The 22,596-nt window shown below is 52.1% G+C and carries 21 protein-coding genes and 1 other annotated feature; of the genes, 16 read left to right on the plus strand and 5 right to left on the minus strand.

Annotation, left to right across the window (positions count from 1 at the left end; genetic code table 11):
• Positions 1–51 precede the first annotated feature (51 nt).
• Positions 52–167, plus strand: a sequence feature (Thr leader region).
• 103 nt (positions 168–270) lie between these two features.
• The 5 genes from thrA (at position 271) to Q4491_RS03300 (ending at position 5,843) form a co-directional block, all read left to right on the plus strand.
• Complete coding sequence (thrA, locus tag Q4491_RS03280) at positions 271–2,730, plus strand: bifunctional aspartate kinase/homoserine dehydrogenase I (protein WP_303454577.1); 2,460 nt, start codon at positions 271–273, stop codon at positions 2,728–2,730.
• Positions 2,731–2,732: 2 nt separating this feature from the next.
• The gene (gene thrB / locus Q4491_RS03285) at positions 2,733–3,689 is read left to right on the plus strand and encodes a homoserine kinase (protein ID WP_192015534.1); all 957 of its coding nucleotides are present in this window, start codon (positions 2,733–2,735) and stop codon (positions 3,687–3,689) included.
• A 2-nt stretch (positions 3,690–3,691) separates the two neighbouring features.
• Complete coding sequence (gene thrC / locus Q4491_RS03290; protein ID WP_192015535.1) at positions 3,692–4,978, plus strand: threonine synthase; 1,287 nt, start codon at positions 3,692–3,694, stop codon at positions 4,976–4,978.
• A 125-nt stretch (positions 4,979–5,103) separates the two neighbouring features.
• Positions 5,104–5,292, plus strand: a complete 189-nt coding sequence (locus Q4491_RS03295; protein WP_027253128.1) for a CopG family transcriptional regulator — start codon at positions 5,104–5,106, stop codon at positions 5,290–5,292.
• Positions 5,293–5,501: 209 nt separating this feature from the next.
• A complete protein-coding gene (locus tag Q4491_RS03300) occupies positions 5,502–5,843 on the plus strand; it encodes a zinc ribbon domain-containing protein YjdM (RefSeq protein WP_192015536.1) in 342 nt (113 codons plus the stop codon).
• Between the two features lie 69 nt (positions 5,844–5,912).
• On the opposite strand, the gene grcA is transcribed toward Q4491_RS03300, so the two are convergent.
• The gene (gene grcA / locus Q4491_RS03305) at positions 5,913–6,290 is read right to left on the minus strand and encodes an autonomous glycyl radical cofactor GrcA (protein ID WP_192015537.1); all 378 of its coding nucleotides are present in this window, start codon (positions 6,288–6,290) and stop codon (positions 5,913–5,915) included.
• Between the two features lie 334 nt (positions 6,291–6,624).
• On the opposite strand from grcA, the gene Q4491_RS03310 reads away from it, so the two are divergent.
• The 3 genes from Q4491_RS03310 to Q4491_RS03320 all read left to right on the plus strand — a co-directional run bounded on the left by Q4491_RS03310 (position 6,625) and on the right by Q4491_RS03320 (position 8,154).
• The gene (locus Q4491_RS03310) at positions 6,625–6,756 is read left to right on the plus strand and encodes a hypothetical protein (RefSeq protein WP_303454589.1); all 132 of its coding nucleotides are present in this window, start codon (positions 6,625–6,627) and stop codon (positions 6,754–6,756) included.
• Between the two features lie 76 nt (positions 6,757–6,832).
• Positions 6,833–7,534: a uracil-DNA glycosylase gene (ung, locus tag Q4491_RS03315; RefSeq protein WP_192015538.1), complete on the plus strand. Its 702-nt coding sequence runs from the start codon at positions 6,833–6,835 to the stop codon at positions 7,532–7,534.
• A gap of 80 nt (positions 7,535–7,614) precedes the next feature.
• On the plus strand, positions 7,615–8,154 hold the full coding sequence (locus Q4491_RS03320) for a hemerythrin domain-containing protein (protein ID WP_218383409.1): 540 nt from the start codon (positions 7,615–7,617) through the stop codon (positions 8,152–8,154).
• A gap of 95 nt (positions 8,155–8,249) precedes the next feature.
• Here the strand turns inward: Q4491_RS03320 and Q4491_RS03325 are convergent, their stop codons facing one another.
• Positions 8,250–8,429 carry a DUF3545 family protein gene (locus tag Q4491_RS03325; protein ID WP_192015540.1) on the minus strand — a complete coding sequence of 60 codons (180 nt, stop codon included), beginning with the start codon at positions 8,427–8,429 and terminating at the stop codon, positions 8,250–8,252.
• A 425-nt stretch (positions 8,430–8,854) separates the two neighbouring features.
• Between Q4491_RS03325 and Q4491_RS03330 the strand changes: the two genes are divergently transcribed.
• Positions 8,855–10,285, plus strand: a complete 1,431-nt coding sequence (locus tag Q4491_RS03330) for a sodium:alanine symporter family protein (protein WP_192015541.1) — start codon at positions 8,855–8,857, stop codon at positions 10,283–10,285.
• A gap of 104 nt (positions 10,286–10,389) precedes the next feature.
• On the plus strand, positions 10,390–11,163 hold the full coding sequence (yaaA, locus tag Q4491_RS03335) for a peroxide stress protein YaaA (protein ID WP_303454598.1): 774 nt from the start codon (positions 10,390–10,392) through the stop codon (positions 11,161–11,163).
• An 86-nt stretch (positions 11,164–11,249) separates the two neighbouring features.
• Here yaaA and srmB read toward each other — a convergent pair whose 3' ends face one another.
• Both srmB and Q4491_RS03345 read right to left on the minus strand, forming a co-directional pair.
• Positions 11,250–12,503, minus strand: coding sequence for an ATP-dependent RNA helicase SrmB (gene srmB, locus Q4491_RS03340; RefSeq protein ID WP_192015543.1), 1,254 nt, complete (start codon positions 12,501–12,503; stop codon positions 11,250–11,252).
• 161 nt (positions 12,504–12,664) lie between these two features.
• Entirely contained in the window at positions 12,665–13,408 is a 744-nt protein-coding gene (locus Q4491_RS03345) for a tRNA1(Val) (adenine(37)-N6)-methyltransferase (protein WP_237793818.1), read from the minus strand.
• Positions 13,409–13,773: 365 nt separating this feature from the next.
• Here Q4491_RS03345 and brnQ point away from each other — a divergent pair, with 365 nt between their 5' ends.
• Positions 13,774–15,084: a branched-chain amino acid transport system II carrier protein gene (gene brnQ, locus Q4491_RS03350; protein ID WP_192015545.1), complete on the plus strand. Its 1,311-nt coding sequence runs from the start codon at positions 13,774–13,776 to the stop codon at positions 15,082–15,084.
• A 228-nt stretch (positions 15,085–15,312) separates the two neighbouring features.
• Here the strand turns inward: brnQ and fldB are convergent, their stop codons facing one another.
• A complete protein-coding gene (gene fldB / locus Q4491_RS03355) occupies positions 15,313–15,831 on the minus strand; it encodes a flavodoxin FldB (RefSeq protein ID WP_303454603.1) in 519 nt (172 codons plus the stop codon).
• Between the two features lie 141 nt (positions 15,832–15,972).
• Here fldB and xerD point away from each other — a divergent pair, with 141 nt between their 5' ends.
• The 5 genes from xerD (at position 15,973) to lysS (ending at position 22,546) form a co-directional block, all read left to right on the plus strand.
• The gene (xerD, locus tag Q4491_RS03360) at positions 15,973–16,896 is read left to right on the plus strand and encodes a site-specific tyrosine recombinase XerD (protein ID WP_192015547.1); all 924 of its coding nucleotides are present in this window, start codon (positions 15,973–15,975) and stop codon (positions 16,894–16,896) included.
• A gap of 199 nt (positions 16,897–17,095) precedes the next feature.
• Positions 17,096–17,818 carry a bifunctional protein-disulfide isomerase/oxidoreductase DsbC gene (dsbC, locus tag Q4491_RS03365; protein ID WP_303454609.1) on the plus strand — a complete coding sequence of 241 codons (723 nt, stop codon included), beginning with the start codon at positions 17,096–17,098 and terminating at the stop codon, positions 17,816–17,818.
• A gap of 192 nt (positions 17,819–18,010) precedes the next feature.
• Positions 18,011–19,738 carry a single-stranded-DNA-specific exonuclease RecJ gene (gene recJ, locus Q4491_RS03370; RefSeq protein ID WP_303454611.1) on the plus strand — a complete coding sequence of 576 codons (1,728 nt, stop codon included), beginning with the start codon at positions 18,011–18,013 and terminating at the stop codon, positions 19,736–19,738.
• A gap of 175 nt (positions 19,739–19,913) precedes the next feature.
• A protein-coding gene (gene prfB / locus Q4491_RS03375; RefSeq protein WP_192015550.1) for a peptide chain release factor 2 occupies positions 19,914–21,012 on the plus strand; the annotation gives its coding sequence in 2 pieces (ribosomal slippage) (positions 19,914–19,988 and positions 19,990–21,012; 1,098 coding nt in all).
• 31 nt (positions 21,013–21,043) lie between these two features.
• A complete protein-coding gene (gene lysS, locus Q4491_RS03380; protein ID WP_303454614.1) occupies positions 21,044–22,546 on the plus strand; it encodes a lysine--tRNA ligase in 1,503 nt (500 codons plus the stop codon).
• Positions 22,547–22,596 lie beyond the last annotated feature (50 nt).

The following is a 22,596-nucleotide window of genomic DNA, read 5'->3' on the forward strand; positions in this document are numbered from 1 at the left end:
AAACGTAAACAACACGCACACAACATTAGCAATAATATAAAAACATGGCACTTAACCTTATCGGCACCACCACCATTATTATTACCGGCACAAACAGTGTTGGGGCGGGCTGATACGCGCAAGATTTCAAAAAAAAGCCCGCACCTCACAGTGCGGGCTTTTTTTTCACCATGATTTTTTCAGATTCAATGGCAATATTCACTGGCCACATACAATAACAGCCAGGAAGCAATTGCCGACAAGTCAAAATTAACGGAAGTGGAGTAGGGAATGCGAGTGCTTAAGTTTGGCGGTTCATCTTTATCGGATGCCGACCGGTTTCTCAGGGCGGCGGATATCATCGCCAGTAATGCCCACCAGGGTGAAGTCTCAGTGGTGCTGTCAGCACCGGGCAAAGTGACCAACAAACTGGTGTCAGTCATAGATACCACAGTCGCGACGGGCGATGCCGAGCTGCAGCTCACCGATCTGGAAAACACCTTTAACAGCCTGTTTGATGGTATTGAGCAGCTTTTACCTGCGTTTGAGCGTTCAGCCGTGGATGCCAAACTCGCCAGCTCGCTGGGGCAACTGAAGCAACTGGTCCACGGGATGAAGTTGCTGGGACAGTGCCCGGACAATGTTTACGCCCGTGTCATCAGTAAAGGTGAACGTATTTCTATCGTAGCCATGAAAGCGGTGCTGGAAGCCAAAGGGCATAAAGCGGATCTGATTGATCCGGTTGCTTCTTTAGTGGCGCATGGTGATTACCTGGAAGGGCATGTCGACATTGAAATCTCAACTGACAACTTCCGCCGTCATCCGCTGGCTGAAGGGCACATCCATATCATGCCGGGTTTTACGGCCGGTAATGAGAAAGGTGAGCTGGTTATTTTAGGCCGTAACGGGTCGGATTATTCAGCCGCTGTGCTGGCAGCCTGTCTGCGTGCTGAGTGCTGTGAAATCTGGACAGATGTCGATGGTGTCTATAACTGCGATCCGCGTCTGGTGCCTGATGCCCGTTTGCTGAAATCGCTCAGTTACCAGGAAGCAATGGAACTCTCTTACTTCGGTGCTTCGGTACTGCATCCCAAAACCATTGCACCCATCGCGCAATTCCACATTCCCTGCCTGATCAAAAACAGTTTTAACCCGCAAGGTGCCGGTACACTGATCGGTCAGGATACGGGTGAAGACAAGCTGGCGATCAAAGGCATTACCACGCTCAAAAACCTGACCATGGTAAATGTGTCCGGCCCTGGTATGAAAGGCATGGTCGGCATGGCGGCCCGCGTATTCGGGGCAATGTCAGCAGCAGGGGTATCAATTGTTCTGATCACTCAGTCCTCGTCTGAATACAGCATCAGTTTTTGTATCGAAAGTGATGATCAACTCGTGGCTGAGCAGGCGCTGCGTAATAATTTTGAGCTGGAGCTGAAAGAAGGTCTGTTAGAGCCGGTAGAGTTTATTGACGATTCAGCGATCGTGACCCTGGTCGGGGACGGTATGCGTACTTCCCGTGGTGTGGCGTCGCGATTTTTTACCTCGCTGGCCGAAGTGAATGTCAATATTATCGCGATTGCGCAGGGCTCTTCTGAAAGGGCTATTTCCGCTGTGATTCCGGCCAACAAAGTCTCGGAAGCGGTGAAAGCCTGTCATGAGAACCTGTTCAACAGTAAGCATTTCCTGGATGTTTTTGTGGTTGGTGTCGGTGGTGTTGGTGGCGAGTTGGTGGATCAGATCCAGCGCCAGCAAGAGAAGCTGGCTGAAAACGGCATTGTCATTCGTGTCTGTGGCTTGTCGAACAGCAAAGGCATGTTATTGGACAATAATGGCCTGCCGCTGGAAAACTGGCGCGATGCGATCGGCCAGGCAAGCGGAGGGTTCAATCTGGCTAGCCTGATTCAGCTGGTGCAGCGTAATCACATCATCAACCCTGTGATTATCGATTGTACCTCAGACGAAGCCATTGCCGAGCAGTATGTGGATTTCCTGGCCGCTGGTTTCCACGTTATCACGCCCAACAAGAAAGCCAATACGACCAGTATGGCGTATTATCACCAGTTGCGTCAGGCCGCGCGCGTAACCCGCCGCCGTTTCATGTATGACACCACTGTCGGTGCCGGTCTGCCAGTGATTGAAAACCTGCAGAACCTGATGGCTGCCGGTGATGAGCTGGAGCGTTTCGCCGGTATTTTGTCAGGTTCGCTGTCTTTCATCTTCGGTAAGCTGGACGAAGGAATGAGCCTGAGTGAAGCAACGACTGTGGCCCGCAATAACGGTTTCACTGAGCCGGATCCCCGTGATGATCTGTCCGGCATGGATGTGGCGCGCAAACTCTTGATTCTGGCCCGTGAGGCTGGTTATGCCCTTGAGCTGAGCGATGTGGTGGTCGAGCCGGCCTTGCCGCCGGGCTTTGATCAAAGTGGCGATGTTGAGGCCTTCATGCAGCGTCTGCCACAGGCCGATGCTTACTTCAGTGAATGGTCAGCCAAAGCGGCCGCAGAAGGCAAAGTACTGCGCTACATAGGTGAAATTGACAACGGTAAATGCAAAGTGAAAGTGGCGGCCGTTGATCAGGATGATCCTATGTTTAAAATCAAGGACGGCGAGAATGCCCTGGCTTTCTACAGCCGTTACTATCAACCCATTCCTCTGGTCCTGCGCGGATACGGTGCCGGTACCGAGGTCACAGCGGCAGGGGTCTTCGCTGATCTGATGCGTACCGTCGGCTGGAAACTGGGAGTTTAACAATGAGTGTGACTGTTTACGCACCGGCATCAATTGGTAATGTCAGTGTCGGTTTTGATGTTCTCGGGGCGGCAGTGTCGCCCGTTGATGGCACCCTGCTGGGGGATAAAGTGACAGTGGCCGCCGGCACAGAGCCCTTTTCGCTGCGATGTGAAGGTGATTTTGTCGCTAAGCTGCCGGCTGAGCCGCAAGAGAACATCGTTTATCACTGCTGGCAGGTGTTTGCCCGTGAGCTGGATAAGAAAAGCGTCAGCCTGAAACCTGTGTCGATGACACTGGCGAAGAATATGCCAATTGGTTCCGGTCTGGGTTCCAGTGCCTGCTCAATTGTGGCTGCCCTGGATGCGCTGAACCGCTTTCATGAAAACCCGCTGACAGAGACAGAACTGCTGGCGCTGATGGGTGAAATGGAAGGTCAGATTTCAGGCGGTGTGCATTACGACAACGTGGCACCCTGCTATCTTGGCGGGTTGCAATTCATGGTCGAGGAGCTGGGGATCATCAGCCAGTCGGTCCCGAGTTTCGATAACTGGTACTGGGTGATGGCGTATCCTGGCATCAAGGTATCGACTGCTGAAGCCCGGGCTATTTTACCGGCTCAGTACCGTCGACAGGATATCATTGCCCATGGCCGTTATCTGGGAGGTTTTATTCATGCCTGCCACAGCCAGCAGCCGCAACTGGCCGCCAAAATGATCAAAGACGTGGTGGCCGAACCCTACCGAGAAGGCTTGCTGCCGGGCTTTAAGGAAGCGCGTCAGTACGCCTTGGAAGCGGGCGCTTTAGCCAGTGGTATTTCAGGTTCAGGCCCGACCATGTTCAGCATCTGTGATGATCTGGAGGTCGCAGAGCGCATTGCCCGCTGGTTGCAGCAGCATTATGTCCAGAATGATGAAGGATTCGTCCATGTCTGTCGTCTCGACAGCCAGGGTTCAACAGAAATAGGAAGTGAGTATTAATCATGAAGCTGTATAACTTGAAAGATCATCAGGAAGAAGTGTCTTTTGCCCAGGCAGTCCGCCAGGGGCTGGGCCGTAATCAGGGCCTGTTTTTTCCTGCTCAACTGCCGGATTTAGGCGACATCGATGCGTTGCTGGAGCAGGATTTCGTTACCCGCAGCAGCCGTATTCTGTCTGCTTTTATCGGTGATGAACTGGGCGCGGAAACCGTCCGGCAAATGGTCAGTAACGCTTTCCAGTTCCCGGCTCCGGTCGCACAAGTGAAAGACGCAGTCTATGCGCTGGAGTTGTTCCACGGCCCGACGCTGGCATTCAAAGATTTTGGTGGCCGCTTCATGGCGCAATCGCTGGCGGCAGTGTCTGACGCCAATGGCAATATCACTATTCTTACCGCGACCTCAGGCGATACCGGTGCGGCTGTGGCCCATGCTTTCTACGGTATGGACAACATCAAGGTGGTGATCCTGTATCCGAAGGGCAAAATCAGCCCGCTGCAGGAAAAGCTGTTCTGTACGCTGGGCGGCAATATCCACACTGTGGCAGTGAATGGCACCTTTGATGATTGTCAGTCGCTGGTCAAGCACGCTTTTGATGATGCTGAACTGCGTCAGGAAGTGGGCCTGAACTCAGCCAACTCTATCAATATCAGTCGCCTGATGGCGCAGATCTGTTACTACTTCGAAGCGGTGGCGCAACTGCCGAAAGCTGCTCGCGGCAATCTGGTGGTGTCGGTTCCTAGCGGCAACTTCGGTAACCTGACCGCCGGCCTGCTGGCCAAAGCGCTGGGTTTGCCAGTGAAACGTTTTATCGCCGCCACCAATGTGAACGATACCGTGCCTCGCTATCTGCAAGACGGCAAGTGGGATCCTAAAGCGACGGTACCGACCATTTCCAATGCCATGGATGTCAGCCAGCCAAACAACTGGCCGCGTATTGAAGAGCTGTGCCAGCAACAAGGCTGGGGCCTGAACGAGCTGGGCTACGGCGCGGTAAGCGACGAGCAGACCGCAGAGACACTGCGTCAGATGGATGCCGACGGTTATCTGTGTGAGCCACATGGCGCCATTGCCTATCGCATACTCAATGAGCAGCTGCAAGCCGGCGAGACAGGTCTGTTCCTGTGTACCGCGCACCCAGCCAAGTTCAAGGAAGTGGTGGAAGATATCCTGCAAAAAGAGATAGATTTACCTGCGCCGCTTGCCAAACATGGCGCAATGGAGTTGCTGTCGGTTGAGCGTGACAATGATTTTGCTCAGTTAAAAGCTGTGCTGCAAGCCGTTCAGGACTGATACCTCTCTGCGAGTCATACTCTGATTGAGCCACCGTTATGGTGGCTCTTTTTGTTTGTATCGTTTCTTCATCATCAGGTTAAGATTATAATTTGATTATCATGTCCGACCGAGAGTAGCTGAGTGTGGAAAGCAAGACTGCCCGTTTTACCGTATTGATGGATCCCCGCAAAAAGCAGGCTTTTGAAAAGCTGTGCGCTTCCCAGGATCTGACACCGTCCCAGGTGGTCCGTCAGTTAATCCGTGAATACCTGGAAAAGCACGACATCAGTTATCTGGATGATGACGCAACGAAGAACCCTCAGGTGAAGTAATCGCTTCAGACAGCCATGCTGGTCCCGTATAAGGTGTTGTTTTAATTGATATTACCTCCTTCATGGCAGGGGGTTGTGATGACAGAACCGGCGAGGTGATAATTTAATGATAATTACATTATAATGTCAGGCATCTCGTCCGGCACTGGCAAGTCAGTGGCGGGCGAATATCTTTAAGTGATGACTTTTTAAATGAGAGATAGCAGCGTATGAGCGATACCTTACCTCCTTGCCCTGAATGCAATTCATCTTATGTCTATGAAGACAGCAACCTGTTGATCTGCCCTGAGTGTGGTCATGAATGGATTCCGGGTGAAGTGACAGAAGATGTGGATGCACTGATTGTGAAAGACGCGAACGGCACTGTGTTGCAGGATGGCGATTTCGTTACCCTGATTAAAGATCTCAAGGTAAAAGGTTCGTCGTCTGTCGCCAAAGTGGGGACTAAAGTGAAAATCAACCGCCTGGTGGATGGCGACCATAACATCGACTGTAAGATTGATGGTATCGGGGCTATGATGCTGAAATCTGAATTTGTGAAAAAAGCCTGATTTCAGTAAAAATTAGACGGTAAAAACGCCGCAGACCAATAGGTTGCGGCGTTTTTGTACGGCAAGCTTTTATAAAGTGCTGGTAAACGTCCGGGCGATGACATCACGCTGTTGCTCTGGCGTCAGCGAGTTGAAACGTACCGCGTAACCAGACACCCGAATGGTCAGCTGCGGATATTTTTCCGGATGCGCCACGGCGTCTTCCAGAGTTTCTCGCCTGAGCACATTCACGTTGAGGTGCTGCCCGCCTTCAATACGCGGAGCCTGTTCAACAGGCAGTTCGCGGTACTCAATCTGACCCAGTTCAGACAGGGCGATGTCCTGATCTTGCGCAAAGTCGTCAATGGTACACAGGCAGCGGGCTGTGCCACTGGCAGCATCCAGCAGCCAGATGGAATTGAGCAGTTGAGGATTAGCCGCTTGGGTAATTTGAATGCCGGTGATCATGGCAGCTCCTTGGTTGTCATCTGAAACAGCAAAATAGTGTGCCTGACAAAGTGGTCAGGGATAACGGCATCCTACCGCGTTGGGCCCCCGGTCCCTTGATCTGTATCAACTAAGCACTCTTACTGCCTTACTGCCTATTGCGTGACGCTGCACAAATTATGCGCACAAATGCGCTCAACTGGCGCATTGGCGATAAAGCAGATTGCTGCTTTGGTCGCCTGAGGTCTACAGATGCCGCTAAATCACTGTAAGAAAACTCTAGTGAACAAACTGACAAAGTTGGCATTGATCTTTCATTGAATAGACTGAACCTTCAATTATGAGGAAACACCCTATGAAATCGAGCGCAATGCCAGCCCCCGGAATGAACTCAGTAAGCGGCTCACGCCTTCCTCAGGCCAATCGTCCTATTCAGGGACGCGGTCACTGGCGTACACCTGTTGGCCCTGTGTCCCGGCCCAAATGATACCTGTTGTCATTGCGATGCCGTGATCAGACAGGCAGAATGTCGGCTTACCTTCATTTTCCCCGCAGGAGCCGACATGTCTGTTTCAGATTCCCCATCTTCATCTCTTTTCGACTGGAAACAGTTGCTGGAACAGGAAAGGCAGCAAGCTTACTTTCAGCAGGCTGAGGCACAAGTTGCCGCAGAAAGGCAGGCTGGCAGAGTGATCTATCCGGCTGAGGCCGATGTATTTCGCGCTTTTGATACCACTCCCTTTGATCAGGTCAAGGTAGTGATCCTGGGCCAGGATCCTTATCACGGCCCTGAACAGGCACACGGGCTCAGTTTCTCGGTGCAACCCGGAGTTAAAGTCCCCCCGTCTCTGGCCAATATGTATAAAGAGCTGGCCACTGATATCGACGGATTCAGCATTCCCAGCCATGGCTGCTTACAGCCCTGGGCAGAGCAGGGCGTACTTCTGCTCAATACTGTGCTGACGGTTGAGCAAGGCAAAGCGCATTCGCACAGTAAGTATGGCTGGGAAATGTTTACCGACAGGGTTATTACCAGTCTGAATCAGCACAGAGATGGTCTGGTGTTCCTGCTGTGGGGAGCGCATGCCCACAAGAAAGGAAAACATATCGACAGGGACAGACACTGGGTGCTGGAAGCGGCACATCCGTCACCCTTGTCTGCTTATCGGGGCTTTTTTGGCTGTCGCCATTTCTCTCAGGCAAACAAGTGGTTGCGACAAAGCCGTAAAAGTGAGATTAACTGGCAACTTCCTGAACAAATGTAAGGCAACTTAACCTGGATCAAACAGAATTCGCTATCCCGGTTTACACTTATAGCTGGGATGTTAATGTCCGGGAGGTCGAAATGCTATTGGACAGTATTCACACCGAACATGGTTATATCAACCGGTTGCTTAAACTGTTAGGTACAAAATTAAAAGGGATCCAAGCGGGTCACGAAGTGAATTATCAGCTCATTCGCGACATAGTGACCTATCTGCAGAACCAGGCCGAGCACTGTCATCACCCAAAAGAAGATGTCATATACCATTACTACCTCAGACACTATGGTGAGGAGCAGGACATTTTGGATCTGGAGGCGGAACATATAGAGCTGGCTAGACTGACCGCAGAGTTTGCTGAAACCGTCGACATGATTCTGATGGATGCCGTGATTCCGCTGGATGTTTTTGCGGGAAAATTGAATGCCTTTGTAGAGCGCCAGCACCAGCACCTGGACACCGAAGAGAAGAAGGTGTTCCCTGTGATCCGCCAGCATTTTACCGACCAGGACTGGGCAGCCGTTGAAGAAGAATACCAGGATTGCCTGTGTGATCCTCTGTTCGGTAAAGAGGTTTCAGCTCAGTACCGGGAGTTGGCAACCCGGCTTGAGCCCGATCATTAACATCTGCCGGGCCACAAAAAACAGCACCGGCTGCAGAGCCGGTGTTGGTCGTTTGATACTAGCCTTAACCTAGTAATGGTAGTGCAAAACCCAGATTACAAATCTACCTCATCGGTAAACTCATGTAAGATATCAATGTCCTGAAGTTCCTTTTTCAGTTTTTGCTTATCTTTGAGTGCTTCAATTTCCCGCCACTTACGCTTAACAGGTTTACTGCGTGCATTGCGACGAGGAAAATCGCTTTCAAGCATGTTGTCGAATCCAAAGCCATCCATATTGCACCTCTCTACCATCCTGAGTATTGCTCAGAGCGGGGGCATCTTGCCCCTCGATCATCAGTTAAATATCACAATACGGCGTAGAATAAAATTGAAGTATTTCGCATTTGTTATTTATTTGTGAAATTAGTTCAAACTGAATCATTGAACCCAATGGTTTGTCCAGTTGGTTAGAAAGTAATGCAGTGCTCAATTCTGTTCAGTGTGGATTGATTTTTTGCGACTAACTCCGCATCATCGCTCAGGTTTTCGGCAGCCGGGAACCAAAACGGGCTGAGATCAGCCAACAGGTCAGTATCTGCAATGCAAATGTTTTTCTGGCTTTATCTCAGCTTGGGCTGACAGATGAATTACAGTTGAATGAAGTGGCACAGCAAAGGCGTGCCGGGCAAAGATACCTTTGAGCAAGCTAAGGGGTTGGTGTGACAAGTCAGATAAATTTCCTCAATGATCTGCTGTGGGGATCTGTATTGATTTACCTGCTGGTCGGGGTAGGGATCTATTTTACCTACTTGCTGGGGTTTATTCAGTTCCGGCATTTTGTCCATATGTTTAAAGTGATGAAAAACAGCCGTAAGTCGGATGCTGCCGGTATCTCTTCTTTTCAGGCATTATGCACCAGTCTGGCTGCCCGGGTCGGAACCGGCAACATGGCCGGGGTCGCCGTGGCACTTACCTTGGGTGGGCCGGGCGCGATTTTCTGGATGTGGCTGATTGCCATGTTAGGGATGGCGACAGCATTCGCGGAAAGTGCGCTGGCCCAGTTGTACAAGACCCGGGATGATGACGGCAATTACCGGGGCGGTCCGGCGTACTACATGGAAAAAGGGCTGGGAATGCGCTGGATGGGGGTGGTGTTCTCTATCTTTCTGATCATTGCCTTCGGTCTGGTATTCAACGCGGTTCAGGCTAACTCCATTGCCAAAGCCATGAATGTGGCCTTTGGCTGGCAACCTGTGGTGGTCGGCATGGTGCTGGTGGCGCTGACCGGTTTTATCATATTCGGTGGCATGCGAACCATTGCCCGCACTGCTGAAATTCTGGTACCAGTGATGGCGATTTGTTATCTGTTGCTGGCACTGGTGGTCGTGGCAATGAATATCGAACAGGTTCCTTCGGTGATCGCCCTGATTTTCCGCAGTGCCTTTGGTCTGGAAGAAGCGGCCTCCGGCGCTCTGGGTTATACCATAGCTCAGGGCATGATCAATGGCCTGAAGCGTGGGCTGTTTTCCAATGAAGCGGGCATGGGTTCGGCGCCGAATGCGGCCGCCTCGGCCACGCCGTACCCGCCGCATCCGGCGTCGCAAGGCTATGTGCAGATGCTGGGGGTCTTTACCGATACTATCGTTATCTGTTCGGCCACTGTGGCGATTATTCTGATGTCTGGTGAGTATGTACCTCATGGTGAAGTCACAGGCATAGAGCTGACGCAGCGGGCGCTGGCTTCTCAGGTGGGGGACTGGGGAGGGATCTTCATTGCTATCGCTATCTTCCTGTTTGCCTTTACCTCGCTGGTAGCCAATTACTCTTATGCCGAAACCAACCTGATTTTTCTTGAGCATAACCACAAAGCCGGACTGCTGATTTTTCGCGCCGTGGTATTGGGCATGGTGATGTTCGGGGCGCTGGCCGAATTACCGACGGTATGGGCGATGGCGGATGTGTCTATGGGAATGATGGCCATTATCAACCTGATCGCTATTTTGCTGTTGTCGGGCACAGTGGTGAAACTGGCGAAAGACTATAACGCGCAATTGGCTCAGGGTAAGGTGCCAACGTTTGACAGCGCCCAATACCCGGAATTGCATGCTCAGCTGGATGAAGATATCTGGACCAGCCGTTCAGATCGATAGGCTGTCCCTATGGCAAAGAAAGCGACAACCACGCGCGTTGTGCGTGGTTTTTTGATGCCGAAATGGTAATCTTGCCGACAGACACGCTTACAGGACATAAAAACATGCTGATAGTGGTTTCCCCTGCTAAAACCCTGGATTATGAATCTCCTCTGGCAACAAAGACTTATACTTTTCCTGAGCTGACCGATCACTCGATGGAGCTGATTGATGTTTGCCGTCAGCTGACGCCTATGGACATTGCGAGCCTGATGAAGGTGAGCGATAAAATCGCCGGACTCAATGCGGCCCGTTTTGCCGACTGGCACCCGGATTTTACGCTTGAAAACGCGCGTCAGGCGATTCTGGCCTTCAAAGGTGATGTGTATACCGGCCTGGAAGCCGATAGCCTGAGCGAGGATGACTTCACCTTTGCCCAACAGCACCTGCGCATGCTGTCCGGTTTGTACGGTTTGTTACGGCCGCTGGATCTGATGCAGCCTTACCGTCTTGAAATGGGCACTAAGCTGGCCAACGGCCGCGGCACTAACCTGTATCAGTTCTGGGGCAGTATTATTACGGACAAACTGAATGACGCGCTTGCCGGGCAGGGCGATGATATCCTGATTAACCTGGCCTCCAATGAATATTTTAAAGCCGTTAAGCCGAAGTCTCTTAAAGGTAAAGTGATTACCCCGGTGTTTAAAGACGGCAAAAATGGTCAGTACAAGGTGATCAGTTTCTACGCCAAGAAAGCCCGTGGCATGATGGCACGTTATATCATTGATAACCGCCTGACTTCAGTGGAACAGCTGAAACAATTTGACGTGGCTGGCTATTACTTCGTACCGGAAGAATCGACGGCCGCTGAACTGGTATTTAAACGCGAAGAGCAATAAAGCTTCAGCGTTAAACCGTTGGCTGAAAAAAGGGCCGGATACTATATCCGGCCCTTTTCTGTTTTAGTCTGCAGCTACGGCAAAGATTATTTGGCCGCCGCCTTTTTGTTGACGGATTTTTTCTTCTTGGCGTCTTTCTTTTTCGTGTCTTTCTTCTTACCGTCTTTGACTTTTTTCTTCTTCACGGTTGCCGGCTTTTTGTGTTTAGGGCGCAGGCCTTCAATAAAGCGCTCCGGTATTTCTTCTTTCATATAACGGCTGACACGCTCTATCATGCCTTGATCATGCGCTTCCACCAGCGAGATGGCTGTGCCTTTTTTACCGGCACGGGCAGTACGGCCGATACGGTGCAAATACACATCGGACGTACGCGGCATGTCAAAGTTGATGACATGGCTGACGTCTGGCAGGTCAATACCCCGTGCTGCGACATCGGTGGCGATCAGTATGTTGGTTTCACCTTCACGGAAACGACGAATGGCATTGTTACGGGTGGCTTGTGCCATTTCTCCCTGAATCCAGACGCAAGCGATTTTCAGTGACGCCAGCTGATCGCGCAGCTCGGCCAGTCGCTCGCGGGTTTTGACAAAAATAATACTGCGCTCGGCCTGATCGCTGAGGATATTTTCCAGCAACGCCATTTTGTGCGCCATGTCGTCACAGCGGTGGTATACCTGATGGATCTTCTTGCGTTCGCGACGCGGTGGCTCAGCGTTCACTTCGACGGGCTCACTTAAGATCGTCTGGGAGAACTCTCGTACCCCTTTGCCTTCCAGGGTGGCGGAGAACAACAAGCTCTGACGGCGCCAGCGACATTCTTCATGCAGGCGTTTCACAACGGCCCCAAAACCCATGTCGAGCATGCGGTCAGCTTCGTCCAGGATCAGGCACTCGATGGCACGGCAATCGAATTTCTCGCCTTCGATGTATTCCATCAGACGGCCCGGTGTGGCAACCACAATGTCCTGAGTTTTGCCCAGATACTCAGCGTGCTCGTCGTAAGAGATACCGCCTGTGATGGTGAAGATTTTCAGGTCAGTATGGGCCGCCAGGGCTTTGGCCTGATCGGCGACCTGAATGGCCAGTTCACGGGTTGGTGTCAGAATCAGCACGCGGGCCGGGCCGGGTTTACGGCGCGGAAAATCAAGCAGGTGCTGAATCATAGGCAATACAAAAGCGGCAGTTTTTCCGGTACCCGTTGGTGCGGATGCCAGTACGTCACGGCCATCCAGGGCATGAGGGATAGCCTGAGACTGCACAACGGTTGGACGGGAATATCCCATATCTTCAATCGCTTGTAGCAGAGCGCCATCTAACTCTAATTCGGAAAAATCTCTCACCAGTCTTACTCCTAAGTAGCGGGCTGCCCGTATGGGTCGCATGTCGATGGGCAGTTTGCTGCTGTGATTCAGTTAAGGGGCGGCATTATAGTGTGATTTGATGCAAGTATCACCGATTAAAGCACAAAAACTTGGATTATCCCTGCCGCTCGCTGACAGGATCAGAGCTTGAGATAAAAGTCACGGGTCAGGGCCGTAAACCCGGCCGAGTACTGGCCTTGCTGATTGATCGTCAGCTGTGTTTCGTCACAGTCACCGTCCTGAGGGGAAAGCGCAATCAGCAGGCGATGAACCGGTTTGGCGGCGGTGCTTTTCACCCGGCACAGCCGACGACAGTGCAAGCCATAGTCAGCCAGCATCGTCAGCAGTGCTTCACCTTCGTAGACCGGCAGAATCAGGCTGGCCTGTCCTGCCGGTGCCAGCAGGTATTGCAGGCAGCTGAGCAGCTCGCTGTGGGAGAGGGTGTCTGTGTGTCGGGCGGTCGCCCGGCGCTGGCAGTTCGCCTGTTCACCGTGATTGAAGTAGGGCGGATTGCATAATATGGCCTGAAAGCGGCCTTTGGGCTGAGAGCGGACCCATTCACGGATATCCTGGCGCTCGGCCTGAAGCCGCACGGACCAGGGCGAGGCCGAGAAATTTTTGCCGGCCGCTGTCACGGCTGCCGGGTCAATATCCAGCGCCAGAATATCGGCGGTGCCGGATTGCGTACGCTGCGCTGCCATTAAGGACAGCAAACCGCTTCCGCAACCAATGTCGAGTATCGTCTGGCGATTGACCTGAGTCTGACTGTCACGACAGCTTGACACCCAGGCCCATGCTCCTAACAACACACCATCTGTGCTGACAGGCATGCCGCATCCGTGATCGTCAACGTGAAATTGTTTAAACGTAAAACCTTTATTCATCTAATGAATGTCCGAAAAGGCGGCGAGTAAAATCAGTCCGCCATTATAGCGTTTATTCCTGTCAATGGTTGAGTTGCGGTCAAACACTGTAAAGTTTGGTGATCTGGTGGTTTTATATTCTGTGTTGGATGTTTTGTGAGCAATATTTATTTTGGTTTTTAGTTCTAATTTATTGTTTTATATTGGTGCTTTATTTTGGTTTTCTGGCTATACATCCGAAGAAAGTGGTGTTTTTGGCTGCAAGGTTGTCACTGGCATTCTTTTGCTTCATTATGCTGCCTCTTTTGCTGGATGTAGTGATATATCTCAGTAATGAGCCATTAATGCTAACACAACATAACAATAGACGAGTGGGAAGGTGCAGTTTGAATAACACACTCAAGGTTTCAGATATTTTTGCGATAGGTTTCATGACCTTTGCGTTCTTCCTGGGGGCCGGAAATATTATTTTCCCGCCACAGGCCGGTTTAAGTGCAGGTGATAACCTGCTGCCAGCGATGTTTGGTTTCTTATCGACGGCAGTTGGCTTGCCGCTGATCGGCATTATAGCCGTGGCTGTTGCCGGCGGCGGCTGGAAGGGGCTGACCCGTGATCTTCCGCCTCAGCTGGCAACGCTGATGGCCGTTCTTATCTTTATCATCATCGGCCCTGCTTTTGCTGCGCCTCGTACCGGTCTTGTGGCCTACGAAATGGCAGTCAAACCTTTTATGGCTGATGGGGGACAAACCAGTCTGACCATTTTTTCTGTTGTCTTTTTTGGACTGGCGCTATTCTTTGCATGGTCACGCGGCAGGCTGATCGATTCTATCGGTAAGCTGCTCACCCCGGCGCTCTTTGCTGTACTGGCTATTTTGGCTGTGGCGGTATTCCTCAACCCGCAAAGCGAGATTCAGGCTGCACAGGGTGATTATGTGAACATGGCGTTCACCAAAGGATTCCTGGAAGGTTACAACACCATGGATACCTTTGCGGCGCTGATGTTCGGCATGCTGATTGTTGATGTGATCCGCAACAAAGGTATCAAAGATGATAAAGCCACCTGCAAATATCTGATGATGGCAGGTGTGATTGCCGCAGCAGGCCTGGCGTTTGTGTATATCTCGCTGTTTTATCTGGGCGCTACCAGTGCGGCGGTTGCCGAAGGTGCAGCCAATGGTGGTGCCATTCTGGCAGGCTATGTGCTGGCGTTGTTTGGTCCTGTCGGTCAGTACATTCTGTCGGCAATTGTGATGCTGGCCTGTCTGACCACGGCGATTGGCCTGATCAGTGCCTGTTCTGACTATTTCAGTTCGCTGACCCGATTGTCCTATGAGACATGGGCTGTGATCCTGGCAGTGATTTGCGGTGTGGTGGCCAATGTTGGCCTGAATCAGTTGATCAGCCTGTCGGTGCCTGTGCTGTTTGCCCTGTACCCTGTGGCGGTGGCGCTGGTTATCCTGACCTTTGTTCGCCGCTGGCTGCCAAATCCGCGTCTGGCATACCGTGTGGTGCTGTTGGTTTCTCTGGTCTTCAGTCTGATTGATGCGGCCAAAGTGATCGGTTTGGATATGTCGTTTCTGAGTTTCCTGCCAATGTTTGATTACGGTATGGCCTGGACAACACCTACCTTGCTGGCACTGGCTGTGACCCGTTTCATCCGGGCAGACATCCGTGAGCCAAAAGCGCAAACGGTTTAAACAGCAAATAACAATTTGTCTGACCGAAACGCCCCGGTTTTTACCGGGGCGTTTTTTTACGGCCGAGATGGACAGCGACAAACATCTACCTAATGCTGAGGGTCAGGCAATATACTGAGCAGCTCTCCCGTTACAGCCTGGCTTTTTTGCCAGGCCAACAAGCATGGGATGATTCAGGAGCTGTTTGGTCAGTACCCGCCCGTCTCGCTACGGGCGTTAAACGTCGGACTAGAGTGAATCGCCGTACTCGGTCAGTACCTGCTCGCACCATTGCTGGATGCGCTCATCACTGAGTTCGTACTGGCTGTCTTCATCCAGTGCCAGCCCGACAAACAAGCTTTTGTCTTCGGTCAGGGCTTTTGAGGCTTCAAAGTTGTAGCCTTGATTTGGCCAGTAGCCAACGAACTGGGCACCGGTCGGCAGCAACTGATCGTGCAGTATGCCCATGGCGTCCAGGTACCATTCTGTGTAGCCTTCCTGATCGCCCAAACCGAACAGGGCGACGGTTTTTCCGGTCAGCGTCAGGCCATCCAGTTGATTCCAGACCGCTTCCCAGTCTTCCTGCAGTTCACCAAAGTCCCAGGTTGAGATGCCCAGGATCAGCAGATCATACTGGTTCATCTCGCTGAGTGCCGCTTCTTTGATGTTGTGCAGCTCAACCAGCTCGCCGCCGATGCAATCGCGGATTTTCTCCGCGGCCATTTCGGTATAGCAGGTGGTCGAGCCGTAAAACAGGCCGATTTTCATACTGATATTTCCTGGGGTGGCAACTAATTTGCGCTGATTTTACCCTGTCAGGCGCCTGGGTGCATCCCTCAAGCGTGCGCACCTAGTTACATTACAGGCGAAATTCAGTACTATGCTGCAATATACTGTGTTTATATCCAGATGTTTTGGGAGTGGCGCGACGTGGAAACCAATAACGATATTGCCCTGATCGAGCGCTTTTTAGATGCGATGTGGATGGAGCGTGGGCTGTCGGCCAACACCCTGTCTTCGTACCGTAATGATTTAATGAAACTGCAGCAATGGCTGGATTCACGGCGGCAGTCGCTGTTGTCACTGCACTCCGGCGATCTGCAGGATTACCAGCAATGGCTGTTTGAGCAAGACTTCAAGCAGAGTTCCCGGGCCAGAATGACATCGGCGCTGCGGCGGCTGTTTCAGTACTTTCACCGTGAAAAGCTCAGGGAAGACGATCCCAGTGCCATTTTGCACAGTCCCAGATTGCCGCAGCGGTTGCCGAAGGACATTAGCGAAGATCAGGTCAGTGCCTTGCTGGGCGCGCCTGATGTCAATGATCCGCTCGAGTTGCGCGATAAAGCCATGCTGGAGCTGCTGTATGCAACGGGCCTGCGGGTCACTGAGCTGGTCAGTCTGCGGATGGATAACGTCAGTCTGCGCCAGGGCGTGGTCAGGGTCACAGGTAAAGGGGATAAAGAGCGACTGGTGCCAATGGGCGAAGAAGCCATGGAATGGATTGAAACTTTTCTGGCTCAGGGACGACCGTACCTGTTGGGGGAAGTCAGTTCAGATGTTCTGTTTCCCAGCAAGCGTGCCCGCCAGATGACGCGTCAGACCTTCTGGCACCGTATTAAACATTATGCGGTGTTGGCCGGGATTGATGCCGATACCTTGTCGCCGCACGTCATGCGTCATGCGTTTGCCACCCATTTGCTCAATTACGGCGCGGACCTCAGAGTCGTGCAAATGCTGTTAGGTCACAGTGATTTATCTACCACACAGATCTATACTCATGTGGCAACTGAGCGTCTGAAGCAGCTGCATCAGGAACACCATCCGCGAGCCTGAAACCAGCAGTGACCTTTTGTTACACTTCGGCCAGTGCTTACTGGGGCAGAGATCCCAATCATAACCCTGCAGAGTCACCGGATTATGAAATCACTTGCCTTTTGAGATTGAACTTTGAAAGATGACCATACTCAAAGGGTCTGTATAGTATTCACAGGGACTATCCCTGAATTGCCAACGATTTGTTAAGGATGTTTTCATGTCATTTTCCCGCCGTCCCCTGCTTGTTGCACTGGCTGCGTTCACGGCTTTTTCTGCCAGTGCAGAACCTGATGTCCGTGCCATTGAAGCTACGTTGAATCCACTGGGCCTGACTGCAGCGTCAGTGACGCCATCACCGCTTAAGGGAATGAACGAGGTGGTGACCGAACGCGGTATTATTTATATGTCTGATGACGGTCAGTATTTTGTTGCAGGTCACCTGTATCAGTCTGTGGACGGTGAACCTGTCAATCTGACTGAACAGAAAATGGCCTCAATCAACAAAGACAAACTCAAAGGCATGGAAAGCGAAATGATCGTCTATCCGGCCAAAGAGGAAAAATACGTGGTGACTGTCTTTACTGATACCAGTTGTGGTTATTGCCGTAAACTGCACAGTGAAATGCAGGCCTACAACGACGCAGGTATCACTATCCGTTATCTGGCTTTCCCGCGCGGTGGTGAGCGTTCGCAGAATTTCGGTGAAATGAGTGCTATCTGGGCATCGAAAAACCGGGCGCAGGCCATGGATGACGCCAAGAAAGGCAAACTGAATATTGAGCAAAGTCCGCATAATGACTCGCTGGTGATGAAGCATTACCAGCTGGGTGTGGCAATGGGCGTGACAGGTACGCCTGCGCTGGTGCTGGAAGACGGGACTATGCTGCCTGGCTATCAACCGGCTAGCCGACTGCTGCAATTTCTCAACAGCCGCAGTTAATTATTGCCTCTGCTGAGCAACAGCCCGCAGTCCTTGCGGGCTGTTGCGTTATTCGCATTCGGGGTGATTTTCTGATCGGTCAGTCTTGTGAGTCCGATGCTGGATTGGCCTGTTCGGGTACCCGCCGCTGCGGTTTTTTGGTATAACACCTGCTCATTTTTTCCCATCTGCCAATCGCCATTAAGTAGTCTAATGAAAATCGAAATCAAGCGTCGCCCTGAAGCGGATACCTCGGGTTTTTCCTCTGAGATCCACCCTCTGCTGAAGCGTATTTATGCCAGCCGGGGGTTGCGCTCTGACACAGATCTGGAGCGCGGCGCTAAGGGGCTGCACAGTTATGACCAACTTAATGGTATTGATGCTGCCGTTACTCTGCTGATTGATGCATTGCGTGAACACAAGCGCATTATTGTGGTGGGCGATTTCGATGCCGATGGTGCCACCAGCTCAGCGCTTTCTGTTCTGGCGCTGCGCCAGTTAGGTTGCCGCAATGTCGATTATCTGGTGCCGAACCGTTTTGATGATGGCTATGGCCTGAGCCCGGAAGTGGCCGAGCAGGCCGCAGCCCGTGGTGCGGAAATCATCATGACGGTGGATAACGGCGTCTCGTCGGTGGCTGGAGTGGCGGCGGCGAAAGAAAAAGGTATCCGGGTGCTGGTGACAGATCACCACTTACCGGGTGACGTCCTGCCAGCCGCAGATGCCATCGTCAATCCGAATCTGCACAGCTGTGACTTTCCGTCCAAGGCGCTGTGCGGGGTGGGGGTGGCTTTCTATCTGATGCTGGCACTGCGGGCGGCGCTGCGTCAGCAGAACTGGTTTATCGAGCAGGGGATCCCTGAACCCAATTTAGCCGGGTTATTAGATTTGGTGGCCCTGGGCACAGTGGCCGATGTGGTCGCACTGGATGGCAATAACCGGATTCTGGTGCATCAGGGCCTGCAGCGCATTCGCGCCGGGCAATGCCGGCCGGGGATTCAGGCGCTGATCGAAGTGGCGAATCGCGATCCGTCCCGGCTGGTGGCCAGCGATCTGGGTTTCGCGCTGGGCCCGCGCATTAATGCGGCGGGTCGTCTGGATGACATGTCTTTTGGCGTTGAACTGCTGTTGTGCGAAGACATTCAGTCGGCGCGGCGAATGGCGGTCGAGCTGGACGGCCTTAATCAGACGCGAAAAGAAATTGAACAGGGCATGAAAGAAGAGGCGCTGGCGATTTGCGAGCGTTTGAAATTCAGCCAAAAAGACATGCCCTACGGACTGGCGCTGTATCAGGCGGACTGGCACCAGGGAGTTATCGGCATTCTGGCATCGCGGATCAAAGAGTTGTACCACCGCCCTGTGATTGCCTTTGCGGCGGCGGGCGAGGGCGAAATTAAAGGGTCCTGCCGGTCGATACCCGGCCTGCATATGCGTGATGTGCTGGATCTGATCGATACCCGCAACCCGGGGATGATCCTCAAATTTGGCGGTCACGCCATGGCTGCGGGATTGACGCTCGCCGCTGATAAGTTTGAAGCATTCAGCAAAGCCTTCGATCAGGTTGTCCGGGATGAGCTGGATGAGTCTGCCCTGCGCGGCATCTTACTGACTGACGGTGAGCTGGCGGCGCAGGAGATGACGATGGACACGGCCGAGCTGATACGCGGTGCCGGTCCCTGGGGGCAGCAGTTCCCGGAACCGAGCTTTGATGGCCGTTTCCGCTTGCTGCAGCAGCGTCTGGTCGGCAGCAAGCACTTGAAAATGATGCTGGAACCTGTCGCTGGTGGCAGTATGATAGACGCCATTGCATTCAATATTGATGTCCGGCGCTGGCCGGATGCTTCGGTACAACAGGTCAACCTGGTGTATCGTCTGGATATTAATGAGTTTCGGGGTAATCGTAGCGTTCAGCTGATGGTTGAGTACCTCGAGGCGGTATAATCTGTCTATCGGTGAAGCTGTCGCTTCACCGTTTTTCTTTTGTCCGAAAATCCATGCTGTCAATATTGCGAGTGATATTTTGGATAAGTTTTGTGATCCTCTGTTTATTCCTGCCGCAATTCGCTAGAATCCTCCGGTTATGTCCGTTTCGGCGAAAAGGCTAAGAAGAGTGGCAATGTTCGAAGTTAATCCTATTAAAAACCGTCTTGAGGATGTGTCTGCACGGACCGACATCCTTAGGGGGTACCTTTGACTACGATGCTAAAAAAGAGCGTCTTGAAGAAGTCAATGCAGAATTAGAGCAACCTGATGTCTGGAATGAGCCAGAGCGTGCTCAGGCATTAGGAAAAGAGCGCGCAGCGCTGGAAGCTGTGGTGGAAACCATCGACCAGCTGGATCAGGGCGTCGAAGACGTCGAAGGTCTGCTTGAGCTGGCGATCGAAGAAAGCGATCAGGAAACCTTTGACGAGATTGGTCCTGAACTGGACGAGCTGGTTAACAAGCTGGAACAGCTTGAATTCCGTCGTATGTTTGCCGGCGATCACGATAGCGCAGATTGCTATGTCGATCTGCAGGCCGGTTCTGGTGGCACAGAAGCCCAGGACTGGACATCTATGATGCTGCGTATGTACCTGCGCTGGGCTGAAGCCAAGGGCTTCAAAACAGAAGTGATTGAAGTCTCTGAAGGCGATGTGGCCGGACTGAAATCCGCCACGGTGAAAATCAGCGGTGAGTACGCTTATGGCTGGCTGCGCACTGAAACCGGCGTTCACCGTCTGGTGCGTAAGTCGCCGTTCGACTCAGGCGGCCGTCGTCATACGTCTTTTGCATCGGCTTTTGTGTATCCGGAAGTGGATGACAATATTGCTATCGATATTAATCCGTCTGATTTGCGGATTGATGTTTACCGTGCCTCAGGCGCGGGCGGTCAGCACGTAAACACCACGGAATCTGCGGTACGTATTACCCACGTACCTACCAACACTGTTGTGCAGTGTCAGAATGACCGATCTCAGCATAAGAACAAAGATCAGGCGATGAAACAGCTGAAAGCTAAGTTGTTTGAACTGGAAATGCATAAGCAGAACGCCGAAAAACAGGCGAATGAAGATGCGAAGTCTGATATTGGCTGGGGCAGTCAGATCCGCTCTTATGTGCTGGATGATTCCCGAATCAAAGATCTGCGTACCGGTGTCGAGAACCGCAATACCCAGGCGGTGCTGGACGGAGACCTGGACCGCTTCATTGAAGCTAGTCTGAAGTCCGGTCTTTAATGCCGGCCCCGAACTGTTGTTAAGGTTAACCATGACTGAACAAGTACAAGACGAAAACAAACTGATTGCAGAGCGCCGCGCGAAACTGGAACACATTCGTCAGGATTGCAAAGCAAACGGCCACCCGAATGATTTCCGCCGCGATAGCCTGGCTGCTGATCTGCAGGCCGCTTTTGGTGATAAAACCAAAGAAGAGCTGGAAGAAGCCAACAACATTGTTGCGATTGCCGGTCGTATTATGGCCAAGCGTGGCCCATTCCTGGCGATCCAGGATGTCTCCGGCCGTATTCAGGCTTATGCGTCCAAAGACGTACAGAAAGAGCTGAAAGAAAAATATTCAGGTCTGGATATTGGCGACATCATAGGTGTGAAAGGGGCTTTGCATAAGTCCGGCAAGGGTGATCTGTACGTCAACTTTGACGAGTACCTGTTGCTGACCAAAGCACTGCGTCCGTTGCCGGAAAAATTCCATGGTCTGACTGACCAGGAACAGCGTTACCGCCAGCGTTATGTGGATCTGATCGTCAACGAAGATTCACGCAATACCATGCTGATGCGCTCCAAAGTGGTCAATGCGATTCGCCAGTTCATGACCACGAAAGGGTTCATGGAAGTGGAAACGCCTATGATGCACGTGATTCCTGGTGGCGCGACTGCGCGTCCGTTTATCACCCATCACAACGCGCTCGACATTGATATGTACCTGCGTGTTGCCCCTGAGCTGTACCTCAAGCGTCTGGTGGTCGGTGGTTTTGAGCGCGTATTCGAAATCAACCGTAACTTCCGTAACGAAGGTTTGTCGCCGCGCCATAACCCAGAATTCACTATGATGGAATTCTATATGGCGTATGCGGATTATCGTGATCTGATGGATCTGACCGAAGACATGCTGAGCTCTATTGCGCAGGACCTGTGCGGTTCCACTGGTCTGCCATATGGCGATGAAGTGATTGAATTTAAAGGTCCGTATCCGCGTCTGAGTATGCTGGACGCCATCAAGCAATATAACCCGAACCATGACACCATTCAGACCCTGACCTATGAGCAGGTGCAGGATCGTGATCTGATGGTGGGTATCGCGAAATCGCTGCACATTGAGGTTGAACCTTTCTGGACCTGCGGTCAGTTGCTGGAAGAAATCTTTGGTGAAACGGCCGAGCCTAAACTGCTGCAGCCAACATTCATCACTGAATATCCTGCTGATATTTCACCGCTGGCGCGCCGTAATGATGACAATCCGTTCATTACCGACCGTTTTGAGTTCTTCATTGGTGGCCGTGAAGTGGCCAACGGCTTCTCGGAGCTGAACGATGCAGAAGATCAGGACCAGCGCTTCAAAGCCCAGGTTGATGCCAAAGATGCCGGTGATGATGAAGCTATGTTCTACGACGCTGATTACATTACGGCGCTGGAACATGGTCTGCCACCAACGGCGGGTCAGGGGATTGGTATCGACCGCCTGGTGATGCTGTTTACCAACAGCCATACCATTCGTGACGTGATCCTGTTCCCGGCAATGCGTCCGCAGAACTGATGTGTTGAGACAATGCATCCCTTTAAGCCACTTCTGCAGAAGTGGCTTTT

Origin of the sequence: Photobacterium sp. 2_MG-2023, assembly GCF_030547675.1 — a bacterium.
GTDB classification, from domain to species: Bacteria; Pseudomonadota; Gammaproteobacteria; order Enterobacterales; family Vibrionaceae; genus Photobacterium; species Photobacterium arenosum.

Excerpts from the sequence above, each read along its gene's own strand:
- dsbC (WP_303454609.1), top strand. The coding sequence starts at position 17,096 with ATGTCATTTTCCCGCCGTCCCCTGCTTGTTGCACTGGCTGCGTTCACG.
- Q4491_RS03345 (WP_237793818.1), bottom strand. The coding sequence starts at position 13,408 with ATGAATAAAGGTTTTACGTTTAAACAATTTCACGTTGACGATCACGGA.
- Q4491_RS03300 (WP_192015536.1), top strand. The coding sequence starts at position 5,502 with ATGAGCGATACCTTACCTCCTTGCCCTGAATGCAATTCATCTTATGTC.
- grcA (WP_192015537.1), bottom strand. The coding sequence starts at position 6,290 with ATGATCACCGGCATTCAAATTACCCAAGCGGCTAATCCTCAACTGCTC.
- Q4491_RS03320 (WP_218383409.1), top strand. The coding sequence starts at position 7,615 with ATGCTATTGGACAGTATTCACACCGAACATGGTTATATCAACCGGTTG.
- fldB (WP_303454603.1), bottom strand. The coding sequence starts at position 15,831 with ATGAAAATCGGCCTGTTTTACGGCTCGACCACCTGCTATACCGAAATG.
- lysS (WP_303454614.1), top strand. The coding sequence starts at position 21,044 with ATGACTGAACAAGTACAAGACGAAAACAAACTGATTGCAGAGCGCCGC.
- recJ (WP_303454611.1), top strand. The coding sequence starts at position 18,011 with ATGAAAATCGAAATCAAGCGTCGCCCTGAAGCGGATACCTCGGGTTTT.
- Q4491_RS03325 (WP_192015540.1), bottom strand. The coding sequence starts at position 8,429 with ATGGATGGCTTTGGATTCGACAACATGCTTGAAAGCGATTTTCCTCGT.
- xerD (WP_192015547.1), top strand. The coding sequence starts at position 15,973 with ATGTTTTGGGAGTGGCGCGACGTGGAAACCAATAACGATATTGCCCTG.
- yaaA (WP_303454598.1), top strand. The coding sequence starts at position 10,390 with ATGCTGATAGTGGTTTCCCCTGCTAAAACCCTGGATTATGAATCTCCT.
- ung (WP_192015538.1), top strand. The coding sequence starts at position 6,833 with ATGTCTGTTTCAGATTCCCCATCTTCATCTCTTTTCGACTGGAAACAG.
- thrC (WP_192015535.1), top strand. The coding sequence starts at position 3,692 with ATGAAGCTGTATAACTTGAAAGATCATCAGGAAGAAGTGTCTTTTGCC.
- thrA (WP_303454577.1), top strand. The coding sequence starts at position 271 with ATGCGAGTGCTTAAGTTTGGCGGTTCATCTTTATCGGATGCCGACCGG.
- thrB (WP_192015534.1), top strand. The coding sequence starts at position 2,733 with ATGAGTGTGACTGTTTACGCACCGGCATCAATTGGTAATGTCAGTGTC.
- Q4491_RS03310 (WP_303454589.1), top strand. The coding sequence starts at position 6,625 with ATGAAATCGAGCGCAATGCCAGCCCCCGGAATGAACTCAGTAAGCGGC.